The sequence below is a fragment of the Shewanella sp. Actino-trap-3 genome (assembly GCF_002836275.1).
Taxonomy (GTDB): Bacteria; Pseudomonadota; Gammaproteobacteria; order Enterobacterales; family Shewanellaceae; genus Shewanella; species Shewanella psychromarinicola.
In genome coordinates this window covers 699,931-718,804 of record NZ_PJCE01000001.1, presented here as the reverse complement: position 1 = coordinate 718,804, position 18,874 = coordinate 699,931, and the positions used below count along the sequence as shown (strand labels likewise).

The following is an 18,874-nucleotide window of genomic DNA, read 5'->3' as shown; positions in this document are numbered from 1 at the left end:
TTATGTGAGCGCCAATTTATGCTGTTGGTTCATCCAGCTCATCTAGCGCAGGGGCCCAGAAACAGCACCCTAACGGTGGCACTGTTATCACGATACTTTGTGGCATGCCTTGCCACGGCGTAGCTTGTGTTTCACAAGCCTCATCATTAACCACATGACTGCCGCCATAATGACGATGGTCACTGTTGAGGATCTCCATATAATTTCGATCGGTCGGAACTCCAATCCTGAAATCGTGATAAACCTGTGGCGACATATTAACCACAATCACCACTGGCTGCTGTTTATCGATGCCAAAACGACAAAACACTAAAATGTTATTGTCAGCATTATTACAGTCGAGCCATTGGAAACCGTCACTATTATGATCGCGTTGATATAACGCAGGGTATTGCTGATAACATTGATTGAGATCGCGCACCCAATCTTGCACACCTTGATGTGGTGAATATGTTAATAAATGCCAGTCGAGGCTCTGGTCATGGTTCCACTCGCTGCGTTGTGCAAACTCATTACCCATGAACAACAGTTTTTTGCCAGGATGCGACCACATAAAGCCGTAATAAGCGCGTAAGGTGGCGAATTTTTGCCAATCATCACCGGGGATTTTATGCAATAACGATCCCTTACCGTGTACCACTTCATCATGACTAAGGGACAAAATAAATTGCTCGGTAAAAGCGTACACTAAGCTAAATGTCAGTTCTCCATGGTGATAGCGTCGAAAAAGGGGATCGCTGCTGATGTAACGCAGCGTGTCGTTCATCCAGCCCATATTCCACTTAAAACCAAAACCTAAGCCGTTATTACTGGTCGCTTGAGTCACGCCTGGCCACGCCGTGGACTCCTCAGCAATCATATTAATCCCGGGGAAGGATTGGTACATGCGCGCATTTAACTCTTGTAAAAAACTGATGGCGTGCAGGTTTTCGCGGCCGCCAAATTCATTGGGGACCCATTGGTCGGCAGTGCGACTGTAATCGAGGTATAGCATTGATGACACGGCATCAAGGCGCAAACCATCAAAATGAAATTCGTCTAGCCAGTAATAGGCATTACTGTATAAAAAGCTGCGCACTTCCGCGCGGCCATAATTATAAATTAACGTGTCCCAGTCGGGATGCTCACCTTTGCGTGGATCTTCATGTTCATATAAGCAACTGCCGTCAAACCTAACAAGTCCATGAGGGTCGCGAGGAAAATGCGCTGGCACCCAATCCAGCAACACGGCAATACCTTGTTGATGGCACTCATCAATAAACGCTTTAAGACCATTCGCGTCACCAAAGCGGTATGTAGGGGCAAATAATCCCACTGGTTGATACCCCCAAGAACCGTCAAACGGATACTCACTGATGGGCATCAATTGTAAATGAGTAAAACCCATTTCTTTAACATACGGCACCAGCTCTGCAATTAACTGTGTATAGTCAGTATAATCTTGGCCGTCATCGCCCGTTCGCCGCCATGAAGCTAATTGCACTTCATAAATTGACATCGGTTGTGCATGAGACTGACTGCTTGCTCTGTCGGTTAACCAGTCACTATCTTGCCAGTCATAGTGTTCTGGTGTTGGAATTTTTGACGCATTATGTGGTGAGGGTTGCATCGCAACCGCATAAGGATCGGATTTAATGATCTCATTGCCGTGCATGTCGCAAATTGCGTATTTATAATGTTGTTCAGGTTCAACATCAGCAATAAAAATATCCCACAAGCCACTGCCTGGATGGTGGCGTAATACATGGCGTTTCTTGTCCCATAAATTAAAATCACCGATCAGCGCCACTTGCTTCGCATTAGGTGCCCAAACACAAAAATGGACACCCGTGACACCATGATGCTGGCGCCAATTAGCCCCTTGAAAGTGATAGGTTTGCAGCTGGCTTCCTTCACCAAAAAGGTACACATCATCTGGATCCAATACACTATCAAATTGATATGGGTCAATGATTAACTGCTCACACAATGGATATTTGACTCGCAATAAATACTGAAACGGCTTAACTCTACGAGCAATTTTACCGGCAAATAACCCTTGTTCATTGACATGCTCAAGGCTGGCCACTTTACGGTGGTCTTTAGCACTCAATACATCAACACTCAGCGCACCTGGCAGTAAGCAACGAACAACCAGTGCTTTTCCGTCATTAATACTGTGCATTCCAAGCAATGAAAACACATCAGTGTATTCACCATTTAATAAGGCAATTTCGCTTCCTGAATGAAAATACGGGGTCGCTACAGTCATAGTCAATGATCCATTATTGGGCGTGTTTATTGGATGAGGAGGTGTCTGAAACGCTATAGTTACTGCGAGTTTGCCGAGCAAACTTTATGGCATCGAGACGTTGCTGTACTTTAGGGCTTTGAGACATTTGCTTAATTGATAATGGTAATCGCCGTTGCCAATTAGGAAACTCTTTCCATGTCCCGGGAATATTCACCCCATGCTTATCGGCGACTAAGTCGCTCAACTGGACGCTGAATAATTGGGCATTGCCCTTCGCAGCCACATGGATCCAAGCCAACATAATGCTATCAAAGTCCAATTGATCCACTGACACTGTCAAAGTAGGTAACTCAAACGCCTGTTCGCGGATAAGTAAATCGACTAACTGCTGCTTCTCAAGCTGACGCTGGACCATTATTTGTTGTAACTTAGCATCAGTTTCAATCAACTCTAGCTCACGCCGTAGCCGTAAATCGGCACCCGTCCACCACGCCGCAAGCGTCGGCACATCATGATTAGCCAGCATCATCAAGCTTTGATACTTGTGGTCTTTTGGCGCCTTAAAGCCATGATGATCTTTACAGAAATAGAATAATTCGTTAGATAAAATGCCCGCATCGTGTAAAAGTGACACAATTTCGGGTGGCACTATGCCTAAATCCTCACCAATGACGATGCAACGAGCACGTTGACTTTCCAGGCAAACAATCGCTAATAAGGTTTTAAGCGGGTAATAGACATAGCTCCCTTGACCTAGTTCTTCATCCAGCGGCCACCACCATAAACGCAGCAGCCCCATGACATGATCAATTCTCAATGCCCCGCAATTTTGCATATTGCTGCGAACCAATTGAATAAAATGACAAAAATTATCCTGCTTTAATTTTACCGGGTCGAATGGCGTTAAGCCCCAATTTTGACCTTGTTCGGCAAATGGATCTGGCGGCGCACCAATACTGGCGTTATCACAAAATAAATCCACATTGGCGCTAACTTCGGCGCCCTGACTCACCGCACCTACGGCCAAATCACGGATCAACCCAATACTCATGCCACACTGTTTGGCATTTAACTGACAAGCTTGTAATTGCTCATTGGCGATAAACTGCAGATACAAATAAAAGCCTGCATCTTGAGTGAAATATTTTGATGCCAACTTCATTTCTGTATCAACAAATTGCATCAACGCCACTCTATCCTGCGCCAAAAATACCAGATAAGCCTTGAACCTAGGGGTTTCTAGCTTAACGTGTTGATAGTTAAATATTTGATACAACTTCTCAAAAGCAGCGTATTTAAGACTTTGAACCTCCTCATAATTAATGAGATGAGCGTGATTAAGTGCGCGCTTTTTTTGTTGCCATTTCTGTGATGATAACTCCCCATTCAACGCTTTATACTCATAAACGGCTTCAATTTGGATGTACAAGGGATTTAACCGACGGCGATCTGTTGGGCTGTATGGACTGGGGTTATTTGGCTGGCTGATGTCTAAAGCATGTAATGGATTAAGCAGAATAAAATCAGCACCGGCCTGAGCCGCGTAATCAATAAGTTCGGCTAAATTACCAAAATCGCCGATCCCCCATTGAGCATCATTACGTAATGCATACAGTTGAGCGTTCAACCCCCAAGATTGTTTACTGCTTGTTGATTTCTGCGCTAAACGCCCTTGATAAGCCATTGCGGGCGCAACCATCAATTGTCCGTGTAAGGTTTCTGTACGGGCAGGATCATTTAAAAACGCTAAGCTAGCCTGGTAGTAGCCTAAATACAGGTTTGATTTATCAAGCAATAATCGATATTGGCAATAGCGCTGGCCGTTAATATAATACTCGCCAGTGATAACACAATCACTCACGTCAGCGTTAACAATAATAGTGTCAACGTTTTCACCGCTGACGGTCACTGCAAAGGCAAATGAATAATGCTCTGGCAGATAGATATCAATATGAGGTTTATCGATAGCACACCATTGGAATTGATGCAGCGGCATCAACCAAGGTAGCACATCAAGTTGCTCGATTCTCGCGGCTATCGGTTGCGCTGATAATTGTTGTTGTGTAAAAGCATTCATGTCAAATGGCTGCTGGCCAGAATCATTATCACCGTGAAGATGATTGTGTTGATGAAGAGATGACGGCAACAACATAGTGGTTAAAATGCCCTGTCTGTCCTTAGTAGGTATATGAACAAGATTACCGAAAAAATCGATAAATTCTGCCCCAACACCTTGCAAATACAGCAACTTCTCCAGTCCCATATTTGTCTTCCTCGTGATAATTAACTGCATTAATTCCAGCAGTTACCATGCCAGTTAATTATAACAAATACAATACAGATTAATGACAATAAAATAATAGAGCTCTTTATTTTAAATCAATCGCTTATCCTAAACAGTCACTATTAAAACGTTTATTTAATACAATTGTTTTAACATTATTGATTGAGCACTAATGGTGCAATATACACAAAATAGTGCACTTAATTAATCCGTCTCATGGGTGATATGCCTCGAGATAGCGCAGCTAATCGAGTCATTATTTCGATACTCATGGCTATGATGCTGACATCGAAAAGTCACCATAACGTTGCCGTCCAATAACTCAATCCATGTAAATATTATGTGGCTCAGTAAGTCGACAATGGACTCAACAGGGTTAAATCATCTTATTAATGTCTGTTAGCTTGGCGTTGTCACTGCTAAGATTGATCATGGTTACTCTAATTGCTGAAACAATAGAGACTTATAATAGGCTTGTTTGAGGTTATATGCGGTGCGTTGTTGGTTATTGAGTGACGCTAATACCGAATGTCAGCTAAAGTAGATCCAACAATTGGAAATACCCAATATCAATGAACAAACACGAATTCACCCTGCGCTATAACTTGCATCGCCTGCGTTCAACCATTACTTCTGCGCCCCAATCGTATCTTGGCCGCCAAGCAGCGGTATTAATCCCTGTGATTGAAATAGAGCAACAACTGCATCTTATGTTAACCCGACGTCCGATGCATTTACGTCACCATCCTGGGCAAATTAGCTTCCCAGGCGGCAAAGTTGAACCTGGTGATATCAATATTATTCATACCGCACTGCGTGAAGCACACGAAGAAATTGGTTTATCCCCAGAAAATGTTGATATTTTAGGTGTGTTCCCTGCCCATAAAACCTTTACCGGTTTTGAGATCACCCCTGTCGTGGCCATAGTCAAACAGCCCTTTGAACTGATGATCGACCCTGGTGAAGTTGATGATTGTTTCTCAGTACCCTTAAGTTTTTTTATTGAGCAGAGTAACCGTCATAAAATGTTTCATTACCGCCATGGCGCATATTATCAAGTGCACTTTATGCCATTTGAAGACAAGTTTATTTGGGGTGTAACAGCAGCAATAATTGACTTATTGTGCCGTCATATAGAAGTAAATTAATAACAGATCATGGACGGTTTGCACCAAAAACCGATTTATCTTCAAAATCAATACAGCTTCGAGCGGTTAATAAGCTCAGCATACATAAGTGGATTTACACTACGTAACGAATATACAAACCCGCTGACAGTGATACCAACAACAACAAGGGTATATTGACCCAAAAACCAATCCGCGTCGTGGTTTTGGCATAAAAGTTAACCAGTAGATTGAGAAAACTGATCCCAGCACACCACCAAATAAGATATTCCAATTTTATGGTTAATTCGGGGTCCCAATGTAATCGCACCGACACCCCTTTACTCAAAAAGTACCCTACCGCGCGATCGGGTCTGGCTTCGCCAAAAATAATCAATGCATAAATGGCTAAACTCCAGCCTAATAACGAAAAGATGGTCAACACCACTTGTATAATACCTAAACGAGACATGCCCTATTCCTTGGTTGACGAGATAATAAAAGGCTAATTCGCCAAATATTTAACCGACTTAGTCAAAAGTATCACAATATTCACCATAGAATAGCGTTTTCAGCTTGAGAAAAGTCACCAGCAAGGTAAGATAAACGCCAAATTTATATTTATATTCGTTATGTTGGAGAATTAAGCAACAATGAGCATTGCATCTGTCGCTTCTGTATTTAAAGCTGAACACGCCATTGGTTCACAAGTCACTGTCCGTGGTTGGGTCAGAACTCGTCGTGATTCAAAAGCGGGGATCTCTTTCTTGGCCGTGTATGACGGTTCATGTTTCGACCCTATTCAAGGTGTCGTACCAAATAGCCTAGCCAATTACAATGACGATGTATTGAAATTGACTGCTGGCTGCTCGGTTATCATGACCGGTGAAGTGGTTGCCTCTCCTGGTGCCGGTCAAGCATTTGAACTACAAGTATCTGAAATCGTGGTCACAGGTTTTGTTGACGATCCAGATACTTACCCAATGTCGGCTAAACGCCACTCTATTGAGCATTTACGTGAACTTGCCCATTTACGTCCTCGCACTAACATTATTGGTGCCGTTGCCCGTGTACGTAACTGTTTATCTCAAGCTATCCATCGTTTCTATCATCAAGAAGGCTTTATTTGGGTATCAACCCCTTTAATCACGGCTTCTGACTGTGAAGGTGCCGGTGAGATGTTCCGCGTGTCGACATTAGACATGGAAAACTTGCCGCGTACTGAAGCCGGTAAAGTTGATTACGACAAAGACTTCTTCGGTAAAGAAGCATTCTTAACCGTATCGGGCCAGTTGAACGCCGAAACGTATGCCTGTGCATTATCTAAAGTGTATACCTTTGGCCCAACGTTCCGTGCTGAAAACTCAAACACCACTCGCCACCTTGCAGAATTTTGGATGGTCGAGCCAGAAGTGGCGTTTGCAACCTTAGACGATGCTGCTGAATTAGCAGAAAAAATGCTTAAGTTCGCTTTTAAAGCAGTACTTGAAGAACGCATGGATGACTTAACCTTCTTTAACGAGCGTGTCGATAAAACGGTTATTGATCGTTTGCAGGCATTCGTCAGCAGCGATTTCGCGCAAGTGGATTACACTGATGCGGTAGAGATTTTGAAAAACTGCGGTAAAAAGTTTGATTTCGCGGTCGAATGGGGCATCGATTTACAGTCTGAACATGAACGTTATTTAGCAGAAGAGCACTTTAAAGCACCGGTAGTCGTTAAAAACTACCCTAAAGACATTAAAGCTTTCTACATGCGCTTAAACGATGACGGTAAGACCGTTGCTGCGATGGACGTACTTGCTCCAGGTATCGGTGAAATCATCGGAGGCGCGCAACGTGAAGAGCGTTTAGACGTATTAGATGCACGTTTAGCTGAAATGGACTTAAGCCAAGAAGATTACTGGTGGTATCGTGACCTTCGCCGTTATGGCACCGTACCTCATTCAGGTTTTGGTTTAGGTTTTGAGCGTTTAGTCTCCTATGTGACGGGTGTGAACAACATCCGTGATGTTATCCCATTCCCACGCGCACCACGCTCAGCCAGTTTCTAATTATCTCGATAATATAAAACTGCATAAACGCGCCAATTGGCGCGTTTTTTATTGACTGTTTGACCTGTTATTTTGACATTTACCCTCTTGCTATCGCCTTTCTACTCAACACATTGACTATCCCTATCTTAATGCGGGCGTCACAAGGTGATGGCCATAAATGAACTTAACATAAATGAACTTAACATAAATGCCACGAGTAAACCCTATACCCATAGCCGTTCTGATAAAGCTTTGTTGTTCATGCTATTTCATTAATAATAAAATCAATCTGGGCAGGTGTTCAGTGAGTAAATAAACGGTTAGAGATGGCTCATAGATAGCGATCTAAATATTAACAATATGAATGCTATCTGAATTATCCCGCGACTAACACTTCGCTCGGATCTCGATTTTTTCGGCCGAATGAGATAAATAAAACAGAAAAAGTCAGCAAATTGCTGACTTTTTGTACCCACTAAATGTTGGCTTTCAATAATAGTCACGGTATTACGTGCGCCACCACTAATGCAAACCGAAACGAAGTTAATCAATTAACTGAAGCATAATCTCATCTGGTTAACTCCCTCGGCCAGATTTAGACATCTTGACATTGATAATGTGACCGTTTGGTTTCAGCTGAATGTATTAACTATTTACAATGATGAGATCGCGTAAATGTTTGACGTCATCACGCACGGCCGCAGCTTGCTCAAACTCTAAGTTCTTAGCATGTTCATGCATTTGTTTTTCCAGTTTATCAATTTGATGACTCAAATCGGCAATGCTGGTGTATTTCGCTCGCTCTTCTGCCACTTCGGCATATTTAGAGTGATTTTTACGGGTACCTTTGCTGAAGTTAGTACCACCCACATCCATCACATCTGTGATACTTTTCACTACCCCTCGCGGTACTATGCCATTGTCAATGTTGTGTTGGTGTTGTTTTTGACGGCGCCGCTCAGTTTCATCCATGGCTTTAGCCATGGAGTTGGTGATGCGATCCGCATATAAAATGACTTTACCGTTAACATTTCGGGCTGCGCGACCTATGGTCTGTATAAGTGAGCGTTCTGAACGTAAAAAGCCTTCTTTATCTGCATCTAAAATGCACACTAATGAGACTTCAGGCAGATCCAGACCTTCACGTAATAAGTTGATTCCGATCAGTACGTCAAAATGCCCTAGACGTAAATCACGAATAATCTCAACTCGCTCAACGGTATCAATATCAGAATGCAGATAACGAACCTTTACCCCATGTTCGTCAAGATATTCGCTGAGGTCTTCTGACATTCGCTTGGTTAATGTGGTGACCAACACACGTTCATTGACCGCCACGCGTTTGTGGATCTCAGACAAGAGATCGTCAACTTGAATTCCCACAGGGCGAACTTCAAGCACAGGATCGAGCAAGCCTGTTGGCCTTACAACCTGCTCAGCTATCTCGCCGGAACTTTTTTCAAGTTCATATAAGCTGGGTGTCGCCGAAACAAAAATGGTTTGCGGCATTAACCGCTCAAATTCTTCAAACATAAGCGGCCGATTATCTAGTGCTGATGGTAATCGAAACCCATACTCCACTAAGTTCATTTTTCGGCTTCTATCGCCTTTATACATGGCCCCAATTTGCGGCACCGTCACATGTGACTCATCGATAATAAGTAAGCCGTCTGCCGGTAAATAATCTAATAAGGTTGGCGGGCCCTCGCCAGTGGATCGGCCTGATAAATAGCGCGAGTAGTTTTCAATCCCTGAGCAATAACCTAACTCGACCATCATTTCAATGTCGTATTGAACGCGCTCAGTGATCCGCTGAGCCTCAATCAGTTTATTGTTATCGAGTAAATATTGACGACGTTCCCGTAGCTCTTGTTTAATTTCTTCTGTCGCCGCAATAATTTTTTCTCGCGGAGTCACGTAATGTGTTTTTGGATAAATTGTGGTGCGAACTATTCGCTTATTAATCTGCCCGGTCAAGGGATCAAATTCGCTTAAGCGTTCTATTTCGTCGTCAAATAATTCAATTCGAATCGCTTCTCGTTCAGATTCTGCTGGAAAAATGTCTATTACTTCACCGCGAACACGATATGTGCCGCGTTTTAATTCAATGTCATTGCGCTTGTATTGTAATTCACTGAGCCGAATGAGAATGTCACGTTGCCCGATAAAATCACCCTGGCGTAAATGCAATAGCATCTTCATGTAGGAATCGGGATCACCCAAACCATATATCGCTGATACTGAGGCAATAAGTACCACGTCTTTACGCTCTAATAACGCTTTAGTGGCCGATAAACGCATTTGCTCAATGTGAGCATTAACCGATGCATCTTTTTCAATAAAGGTATTAGAAGCGGGTACATAAGCTTCTGGTTGATAGTAATCGTAGTAAGACACAAAGTATTCAACGGCGTTGTGTGGAAAAAACTCTTTCATTTCACCATAAAGTTGCGCCGCAAGGGTTTTATTGGGCGCCATAATAATGGTGGGCCTGCCCATTTGCTTGATGACATTGGCTATGGTGTAAGTTTTGCCTGATCCTGTTACGCCTAATAACGTTTGACTCGCAACACCTGATGCTAGGCCATCCACTAATTTTTTTATCGCTGTAGGTTGATCGCCCGCGGGTTCGAACTTGGACTCTAGGGAAAATACTGACTCTGACACAACACGGTTTCCTATTCTATTGAACCGATGATCATATACCTAAACACGAGGAAATGGCGATACATAATCGTACGGTATTAGTGGTAATTTACATCGATAAGCATGGGCATTAATAAACCCTTGACTGAAAAACCTTGGCATCGCGGCTAAAATATTATGAGATGATCTTATTGCGATATAAGATCATTAGCAGTCAGATACCTCCCTCAATATGACAGAATGAACGTCATTTAATGAAAGTAATAAACAACATCATTAGATCAGGCAGAAAGGTCGCTAATACGCCAAAAGATGAGGCTAAAGCTCAATTTAATACACAATCTATATGACAAAGAGATTACAATTTTGCAACTGACAGAACAGTGAGCAAAAAAAGAAGTTGCTTTTTTCATGTTACTGATTAAAAACAACTTAAATTATCGCCAATTAATTGTACCAATTTAAGTCCGACTCAAGTACTACAAGGGATTGCCGCTCATTTACAGTAGAAGTCCACAAGTTTATCCACAGATTTAGTGGATAAGTCAAGAAAGCTCAATACTGCTGCGGGGTAGCGCCCAAATTAATTTCATCAGAGCGTAAGAAAGTTGTGATGAAATTTAATTACATTTGCACATTTATACGAAAGATAGCGACAATAGTTCAACTGTTATTTTAAATCATTAGTTAACTGATAGCTTAACAATGCATTGAAGGTCGATCAACATTGCGATCATATCTCGCCAGCTCAAATATTCATTCAACAACTATCACCCGATCCATCTCGCTTGTCATCATTGGCAACGTTCATGCAATGGCTTTTGAGATAATACCAATACTCGAATAACCCCTCCTCACCCTGGCAGTCAAGTCTGACTCTCTGTTTCGCAATGACATCACAAAGGCCCTCATCAAGTGTGTCGGCGATATATTTAATAATATGACCTTTGGTATCAAACTCCTTGCAATAAGAAAGCATACGCCATGACAAGGCTCTATGGCTCTATTCACCCAAGGTCTTCGTCGACTCAATATGATTAACGGCCACTTTCCCAAAAAAGTGTCGAAAATGAAATCTGTTTATTAACGAAAACGGATATAAACACGTTCGTCTTGCAAAACATATCTGAAAAAGGTCAACGTAAACACCCAGTGATAGACACCAAGATAGGCACCAAATATAAGCGCCCCAGCAGAATATCGTCGTTATCACCTAAAGAATGAATTTTAAGAGTAAGTGATTAATTTTCTTTTCATTGTTCAAAAATCGACATAAATGCCCAAAAGTCGTTCACGATGTGTGTTTGGTAACCAATTAGGCACATAAATGCGTTTTTTTTTATAACTCGAGTTGACTCAGTTACCAGAGCGTTTTACTATGCGCTCCGTTCTCGGCAATACATTGCTAAAAACGCTTCCCCAGTAGTTCAGTTGGTAGAACGGCGGACTGTTAATCCGTATGTCACTGGTTCGAGTCCAGTCTGGGGAGCCATTATTATTGGCAATGTTTTCTTCTGTTAAATCCTAGAGTTTGTTAATCTACTCTTTACTTTCAATATCATAACCTTCCAAATTGCTTCATTTATCCATTTATCTTAGTTATCATCATTTATTTAAGACTGTTTCTTAGTGAAATATCGTTGATTTTTCTATATGAAATAATACCTTAGATTAATAATTAACTAATCTCATTTCTGCTATGATAATATTGATTATAATATAAACTATTTAGATCATTATATTTTTGGTTAACATCTTGTTCGAACCTCTTCAGCACAAAGCTTGTGCCGGACTGAACAAATTTAGCCAAAAACACTCATGGGAATGGATGTTTTATGGGCTTATCGAAATCCTTTCAGCTGGTTCTTTTCCTTGTGTTCGGATTATTAATCTTCCAAATTTACACGGTCGAAAATAACCAAGTACAGGAACAAGGTGAAGTTGCGCGCGCAAGTTATCAACAAAATGTACAAACCATTGATGACTGGCATGGCAGCGGAGAAGCGTTATACCAACGCATGTCTAAAGACTTTTCTTTTCAGTTTTTTCAATATATCCATAATACCGACAGTAATAATAATTTTACCTATGGCAGTTTACTTCGCCCTTCAGACGATTTTGCCAGCCAAGTTTTTGATATTGAATTAGGTCACGTTCAAAACTTTGCCGATGGTCGCTTACAAGTGAGATTGAACACTGCCAGTGTATTGTCACCCAGCTTTAATGACTTAGAACAAACCGCGACCTTATTAATCGCGGCATATATCATTCTGATGCTGTTATTTGCCGCACTCGTGCAGTTACATCGTCGTAGAATCAACTATGCTGCTGAATACATAGCTCATATCCCTGACTTATCATTCCTCGCCATTGAAAAATCACGCTTCCCGGGCGTACTGAAACCATTAGGTAACGCAATAGAAACGTGCCGTGGTCAATTAAAGCTCAGCCTAGACCGGGTGAGTAAAGAAAATGAATTGTTAACCAAAGCCGCTTACCAAGATCCCGTCAGTGGCTTTTCAACGCGCCAACGCTTTACCCAGCATATTGAAGCCATAAGTAAAACGGATAAACAACAATATGGGGTACTGGTTGTGGTTAAGGCGGCTGAACTTGCAAGCGTCAACCAATTACATGGCCGCGCTGCTGGTGATGATTATTTAGCAAAACTGGCAAGCTGCATTCGTAAATCGGCATCAAACCTTGGAGCGAATAAGTGCTTTAGGGTTTCCAGTGGTGATTTTGCTGTTTTCATTGACAGTATTTCCCTAAAAGAGGGTGAGCGATTTTTAGAGCAACTTAAACGTTATCTTGACGAATATGCCCAAAGCACAAAAAGTGACTCTATAGCGCATGCGGGTATGGTGCCCTATCAGCAAGGAAACGAGCCATTAGCATTGATGGCATTAGCTGATACCGCCGTCAGCGTGGCACAAACGCTGGGGCCTAATCGTTACTATCAATTAGAGAAGCTATCGGGTGATGAGCAAGTCGGAACAGACCATTGGAAAATCACCATCGGCGACTTGATTAATCGTCGAAGCGTAAAATTTTATCAGCAACCTATTCAACCCTGTAACAATGCTACTGAAGTTTACCGCGAGTTACTGGCTCGCTTTTATAACGGCGAAGGAAGACATTTACCTACAACCACAGTGATTGCGATGGCTGAACGTTATGGGATGAATATTGAATTAGATAAAATGATTGTCACACAAACCATTAAAATCTTGAGTGAAAACCCGAGTATTTCAGGTCATATGGGAGTGAATATCAGTGCGTCCTCAGCGCTTCAAGGCAGTTTTACGGTTTGGTTAAAAGATATATTGTCTAAACATCGTGGCACCGCAGCTCGATTAGTGTTTGAACTTAATGAATCAGGAATGCAGACCAATTTAGAGTCTAGCCATCAATTTGTTACCGAGATACACAAAGTAGGAGCAAAAATCGCTATCGAGCGCTTTGGTTTAGGCTTTACCTCATTTAAATTTTTCCGTGAAGTACGTCCTGACTTTATCAAGTTAGACAGCAGTTACAGTGACAATATAGAACAAGATAATAATAATAAGTTTTTTATTAGGATGATCGTTGATATCGCAAAACGCATCAGTATCCGCGTCATAGCCACTGGTGTTGAAAAACAGGATGAAAAGCTCACTCTAGAAAAACTCTTAGTGGACGGACTACAAGGATATTATATTGCTAAACCTGAATTGTTGTTGCTTAAACAGTAACAACAAGGTTAATAAAGGGTAAAAAAACACGCTTTTATTCTGAGGTTGAACATTTTATGTTTAACCTTATTTTTTATCCGTTGTTTATCGGCGTCAAACCTAAGATAATACCAACAACTATTGGTCAAAAAATTGTAGCAATGACAGATTACCTTCTCCTGTTAATCGGCACTGTGCTGGTAAACAACTTTGTTCTGGTAAAATTCTTAGGTCTATGCCCTTTTATGGGGGTGTCGAGCAAATTAGCATCAGCAATTGGGATGTCAATGGCCACCACGTTTGTGTTGACCCTAGCGTCTATTCTGAGTTATTTAATTAATGAATTTCTGTTACAACCATTTGATCTCAGTTATTTACGCACCATGAGCTTTATTTTAGTGATTGCCGTCGTGGTGCAATTTACTGAAATGGTGGTGCAAAAAACCAGTGCCTCCTTACATCGCGCGCTGGGCATTTATTTACCATTAATCACCACCAATTGTGCCGTATTAGGCGTCGCTTTACTTAACGTCAATGAAGACCATAATTTTATTCAATCGGCTATATATGGTTTTGGTGCTGCGGTTGGCTTCTCATTAGTGTTAATTTTATTTTCTGCCATGCGTGAGCGATTAGCGGCCGCCGATGTGCCCTTACCTTTTAAAGGTGGTGCAATTGCCATGATCACTGCCGGGTTAATGTCATTAGCCTTTATGGGGTTTGCGGGGCTGGTTACTTAATGATTTCGAGTATATTAATTGCCGTCGCCATACTAACCGCCTTAGCATTGGTGTTTGGCGTCATTTTGGGTTTTGCGTCGAAAAAATTTAAAGTCGAAGGCAACCCTATTGTTGATCAAGTAGAAACCTTGCTACCGCAAACTCAATGTGGTCAATGTGGTTTCCCTGGTTGTCGGCCCTATGCAGAAGCCATCGCTAATGGTGAGAAAATCAATAAATGCCCTCCAGGCGGAACCGCTACCATGGAAAAAATTGCCGAGCTCATGGGGGTAGAACCTGAAGCGTTAGGCGAAGAGGCTCAAGCTAATGTGAAAAAAGTGGCTTACATCCGCGAAGATGAATGCATTGGTTGCACTAAGTGTATCCAAGCCTGCCCAGTTGACGCTATTTTAGGTGCCGGTAAATTAATGCATACCGTTATTGTCAAAGATTGTACTGGCTGTGACTTATGTGTTGAACCTTGCCCTGTCGATTGTATAGATATGATCCCCGTTGAAACCACAATACAAAATTGGGACTGGAAGTTACACGCTATCCCAGTAAACGTGATCGATCCTGAGCAAGAGGAAAAACGGTGCTAACGTTATTAGAGCAATTAGATAAAGGTACTTTGTGGCGCTCTCCTGGCGGGATCCATCCACCTGAACTTAAATCATTATCCAATCAACACAGAATTTTACCTTTACCACTGTCATCGCGATTTGTGGTACCGGTTCCCCTTGTCGGTCAACAGGCCGCACTTAGCATTCGTGTTGGTGACAAGGTATTAAGAGGACAATCAATCACTGAAGGTGCTGGTTTTACCTATTTACCGGTTCACGCGCCTACCTCTGGGACGGTTGTGGCAATAGAAGAACACCATAGTAACCATCCCTCTTTATTACCTGTGTTGAGTTGCATCATCGAAGCTGATGGTCAAGATACTTGGTGTGAACTGGTACCAGGTCAGATTGAACAACTGTCAAAACCGGCTATTCTAGACAAAATCAAACACGCAGGGATTGCAGGCATGGGCGGCGCGGCGTTTCCTAGCCATGTCAAACTCAACCCCGCCAGCGAAATCGATTTAGTCATCATTAATGGTGTGGAATGTGAACCCTATATCAGTGCTGATGATCGATTAATGCGTGAATACAGTGATGAAATCTTAACTGGCATCAGTATTATTGATCATTTACTTAATCCACAGCGCATTATCATCGCCATTGAAGACAACAAACCTGAAGCCGCGCAGGCTATGGAATCGGCTATTCATCGCAGTTCATTGCCCAACGACATGATCCGCGTCACCGTTATTCCAACAAAGTACCCTTCTGGCGGTGAAAAACAACTTATTCAAATTATTACCGGTAAAGAAGTGCCAAGTGGCGCGATTCCAGCCCAACTCGGTATTGTTATGCATAACGTCGGTACCGCCTATGCAATACAAGATGCGGTATTACTAGGTAAACCACTTATTGAACGCGTGGTAACATTAACGGGCGAAAACATCGGTAAACCCGGAAACTATTGGCTTAGAATAGGCACAACCGTAGCCGATGCCCTCAGTCAAGTTAGTTTCAAACCAGAGCGCGCGCAAAAAATCATTGTGGGCGGCCCAATGATGGGATATGCAATAGCCGAACTTGATGTGCCAATATTAAAAGGCACCAACTGTTTGCTAACACCAAGCCAAACAGAAATAGCACCCGATTCAGATGAGAAAGCCTGTATTCGATGTGGTGAGTGCGCTGTCGCTTGCCCGGCATTATTGTTACCACAACAGTTATTCTGGCACGCAAAAGCTGAAGAATACGATAAAGCAGCGAGTTTTAATTTAAAAGACTGCATTGAATGTGGTTGTTGTAGCTATGTCTGTCCAAGTGATATCCCCTTAGTTGAATACTATCGTATCGCTAAGTCGGCGCTGAAAAATACCGCTGAAGAAAAGCTTCAAGCTGAAAAAGCTAAACTTCGTTTTGAAGCTCGCTTACAACGGCTTGAAGATGAAAAAAATGCGCGCGAAGAAAAATCAAAGCAAGCTGCTGCCAAGCGCCAAGCAAATATGAAATCGAGTGATAAAGATGCTGTTGCCGCCGCGATGGCACGTATCGCAGCGAAAAAAGCTCAAGCAAAAGACTCAGTAACGCAAGGTTCCGCTGCCACAAGCCTTGCATCTTCGAGCAATGTAGCAATCGATACCACCGACGTGAAGAAAACAGTCATTAACGCCGCCATTGAACGTGCTAAAGCTAAAAAAGCCGCATTAGCCAATGAGTCAACGCAAACAAACGCCCTCAACACGCCCAGTGGAGCTGAAGTTATCAATGAGTCAGCCCAACCACTAGATGACAAAAAAGCTAAAATTACTGCGGCGGTTGCACGTGCTAAAGCCAAAAAAACTGCATTAGCCAATGGCTCCGCGACAACAAGTACTGCCGATACAAAAAGTACTGCGGTGACTGAACATGCTGTCGTTAGCAAAAAGGAGACTATTACCGATAATGACAACAACACTGCGAGCGAAGATGAAGTAACTCATTCAGCCACCACCCAAGCTGTAGATGACAAAAAAGCTAAAATTACTGCGGCGGTTGCACGTGCTAAAGCCAAAAAAGCCGCATTAGCCAATGGCTCCGCGACAACAAGTACTGCCGATACAAAAAGCACTGTGGTGACTGAACATGCTGTCGTTCGCAAAAATGAGACTATTACCGATAATGACCACAACACTGCGAGCGTAGCTGAAGTAACTCATTCAGCCACCACTCAAGCTGTAGATGACAAAAAAGCTAAAATTGCTGCGGCAGTTGCACGTGCTAAAGCCAAAAAAGCTGCATCAGCCAATGGCTCCGCGACAACAAGTGCTGCCGATACAAAAAGCACTGCGGTGACTGAACATGCTGTCGTTAGCAAAAATGAATCTATTACCGATAATGACAACAACAATGCAAGCGAAGCTGAAGTAACTCATTCGGCCACCACCCAAGCTGTAGATAACAAAAAAGCCAAAATTGCTGCCGCTGTCGCCAAAGCGAAAGCGAAAAAGCTCGCTAACAGTGCTAAGCAAGAGGAACAATAACTATGGCATTTAAAATTGCCTCATCTCCACATGTCAGCACAACATTGCACACTAATAAAGTGATGAAACGTGTCGCGCTATGCCTAATACCGGGTATTGCAGTACAAAGCTATTATTTCGGTTATGGTACTCTTGTACAGTTATTACTTGCCATTACAGTGGCTTATTTAGCTGAATCTGCCGTAATGAAGTTACGAAACAAAAATATTACCGCCACGTTATCTGATAATAGTGCATTGGTTACTGCAAGCTTACTTGCGGTTGCGATTCCGCCTTTAGCACCTTGGTGGCTCATTGTAATAGGCACAGTCTTTGCCATTGTCATCGTTAAGCAGCTTTACGGCGGGCTGGGTAATAACGTCTTTAACCCGGCTATGGCCGCTTACGTTCTATTGTTGATTTCATTCCCAGTGCAAATGACATCATGGGTCGCACCGCAAACGCTCACGCTCAATAGCGCAGATTTAATCAATACTATTAACAGTATTTTTCAATTAAACAGCGTCTATTCGGCAGATTTTTTTCGGCTTGCGATTGACGGCACCACAATGGCAACACCACTGGACACACTTAAGACCGATCTTTCAATGGGCATGACCACGACAGAAAGTTTGGCTAAAATCATCTTCAATGGCAGTGTCGGTGTCGGTTGGTTTTGGGTGAATTTGGCTTACCTTGTAGGTGGGCTAATCATGCTCAAGCTTCATGTTATACGCTGGCACATCAGCGTCTCTATTTTACTGACATTATTTATTTGCGCCAGTGGCGGATTTTTAATCAGTCCGGATACCTTCGTCAGTCCAATGATGCATTTATTTTCCGGTGGTACCATGTTGGCGGCATTTTTTATTGCCACCGACCCAGTCACTGCAGCAGCGAGTCCTCGCGGTCGACTGATATTTGGCGCCATGATAGGCTTACTCATTTACTTAATACGCACCTTTGGTGGCTACCCTGATGCCGTCGCATTTGCCGTATTGTTAGCTAACATGTGCGCACCTTTTATTGATTATTATGTTCGCCCGCGTAGCTATGGTCATCGAGCAGGAAATTAA

General features: G+C 42.6%; 11 protein-coding genes and 1 tRNA gene. 8 read left to right on the top strand and 4 right to left on the bottom strand.

What is annotated here, in order from left to right:
• Nucleotides 1–16: 16 nt before the first annotated feature.
• Both glgB and malQ read right to left on the bottom strand, forming a co-directional pair.
• Nucleotides 17–2,251, bottom strand: coding sequence for a 1,4-alpha-glucan branching protein GlgB (glgB, locus tag CXF80_RS03130; RefSeq protein WP_101031143.1), 2,235 nt, complete (start codon nt 2,249–2,251; stop codon nt 17–19).
• Nucleotides 2,252–2,264: 13 nt separating this feature from the next.
• Entirely contained in the window at nt 2,265–4,496 is a 2,232-nt protein-coding gene (malQ, locus tag CXF80_RS03125) for a 4-alpha-glucanotransferase (RefSeq protein WP_101031141.1), read from the bottom strand.
• Nucleotides 4,497–5,089: 593 nt separating this feature from the next.
• On the opposite strand from malQ, the gene CXF80_RS03120 reads away from it, so the two are divergent.
• Nucleotides 5,090–5,665 (top strand): CoA pyrophosphatase, encoded by a 576-nt coding sequence (locus CXF80_RS03120; protein WP_101031138.1) that lies wholly within the window; start codon nt 5,090–5,092, stop codon nt 5,663–5,665.
• Between the two features lie 94 nt (nt 5,666–5,759).
• Here CXF80_RS03120 and CXF80_RS03115 read toward each other — a convergent pair whose 3' ends face one another.
• Complete coding sequence (locus CXF80_RS03115; RefSeq protein WP_101031135.1) at nt 5,760–6,095, bottom strand: hypothetical protein; 336 nt, start codon at nt 6,093–6,095, stop codon at nt 5,760–5,762.
• A 181-nt stretch (nt 6,096–6,276) separates the two neighbouring features.
• Here CXF80_RS03115 and asnS point away from each other — a divergent pair, with 181 nt between their 5' ends.
• Entirely contained in the window at nt 6,277–7,677 is a 1,401-nt protein-coding gene (asnS, locus tag CXF80_RS03110; RefSeq protein WP_101031133.1) for an asparagine--tRNA ligase, read from the top strand.
• A 627-nt stretch (nt 7,678–8,304) separates the two neighbouring features.
• Here the strand turns inward: asnS and uvrB are convergent.
• Nucleotides 8,305–10,326 (bottom strand): excinuclease ABC subunit UvrB, encoded by a 2,022-nt coding sequence (gene uvrB, locus CXF80_RS03105; protein WP_101031131.1) that lies wholly within the window; start codon nt 10,324–10,326, stop codon nt 8,305–8,307.
• 1,395 nt (nt 10,327–11,721) lie between these two features.
• On the opposite strand from uvrB, the gene CXF80_RS03095 reads away from it, so the two are divergent.
• From CXF80_RS03095 to rsxD, 6 genes are all read left to right on the top strand, one after another.
• Nucleotides 11,722–11,797, top strand: a tRNA-Asn gene (locus CXF80_RS03095).
• Between the two features lie 343 nt (nt 11,798–12,140).
• The gene (locus CXF80_RS03090; protein WP_101031127.1) at nt 12,141–14,039 is read left to right on the top strand and encodes an EAL domain-containing protein; all 1,899 of its coding nucleotides are present in this window, start codon (nt 12,141–12,143) and stop codon (nt 14,037–14,039) included.
• 140 nt (nt 14,040–14,179) lie between these two features.
• Complete coding sequence (gene rsxA / locus CXF80_RS03085) at nt 14,180–14,758, top strand: electron transport complex subunit RsxA (protein WP_101034661.1); 579 nt, start codon at nt 14,180–14,182, stop codon at nt 14,756–14,758.
• Between the two features lie 2 nt (nt 14,759–14,760).
• Nucleotides 14,761–15,339 carry an electron transport complex subunit RsxB gene (rsxB, locus tag CXF80_RS03080; RefSeq protein WP_101034660.1) on the top strand — a complete coding sequence of 193 codons (579 nt, stop codon included), beginning with the start codon at nt 14,761–14,763 and terminating at the stop codon, nt 15,337–15,339.
• Nucleotides 15,333–17,819, top strand: coding sequence for an electron transport complex subunit RsxC (rsxC, locus tag CXF80_RS03075; RefSeq protein ID WP_101031125.1), 2,487 nt, complete (start codon nt 15,333–15,335; stop codon nt 17,817–17,819). Before rsxB ends, rsxC begins: the two co-directional genes overlap by 7 nt.
• Before the next feature lie 2 nt (nt 17,820–17,821).
• Entirely contained in the window at nt 17,822–18,874 is a 1,053-nt protein-coding gene (gene rsxD, locus CXF80_RS03070; protein WP_101031123.1) for an electron transport complex subunit RsxD, read from the top strand.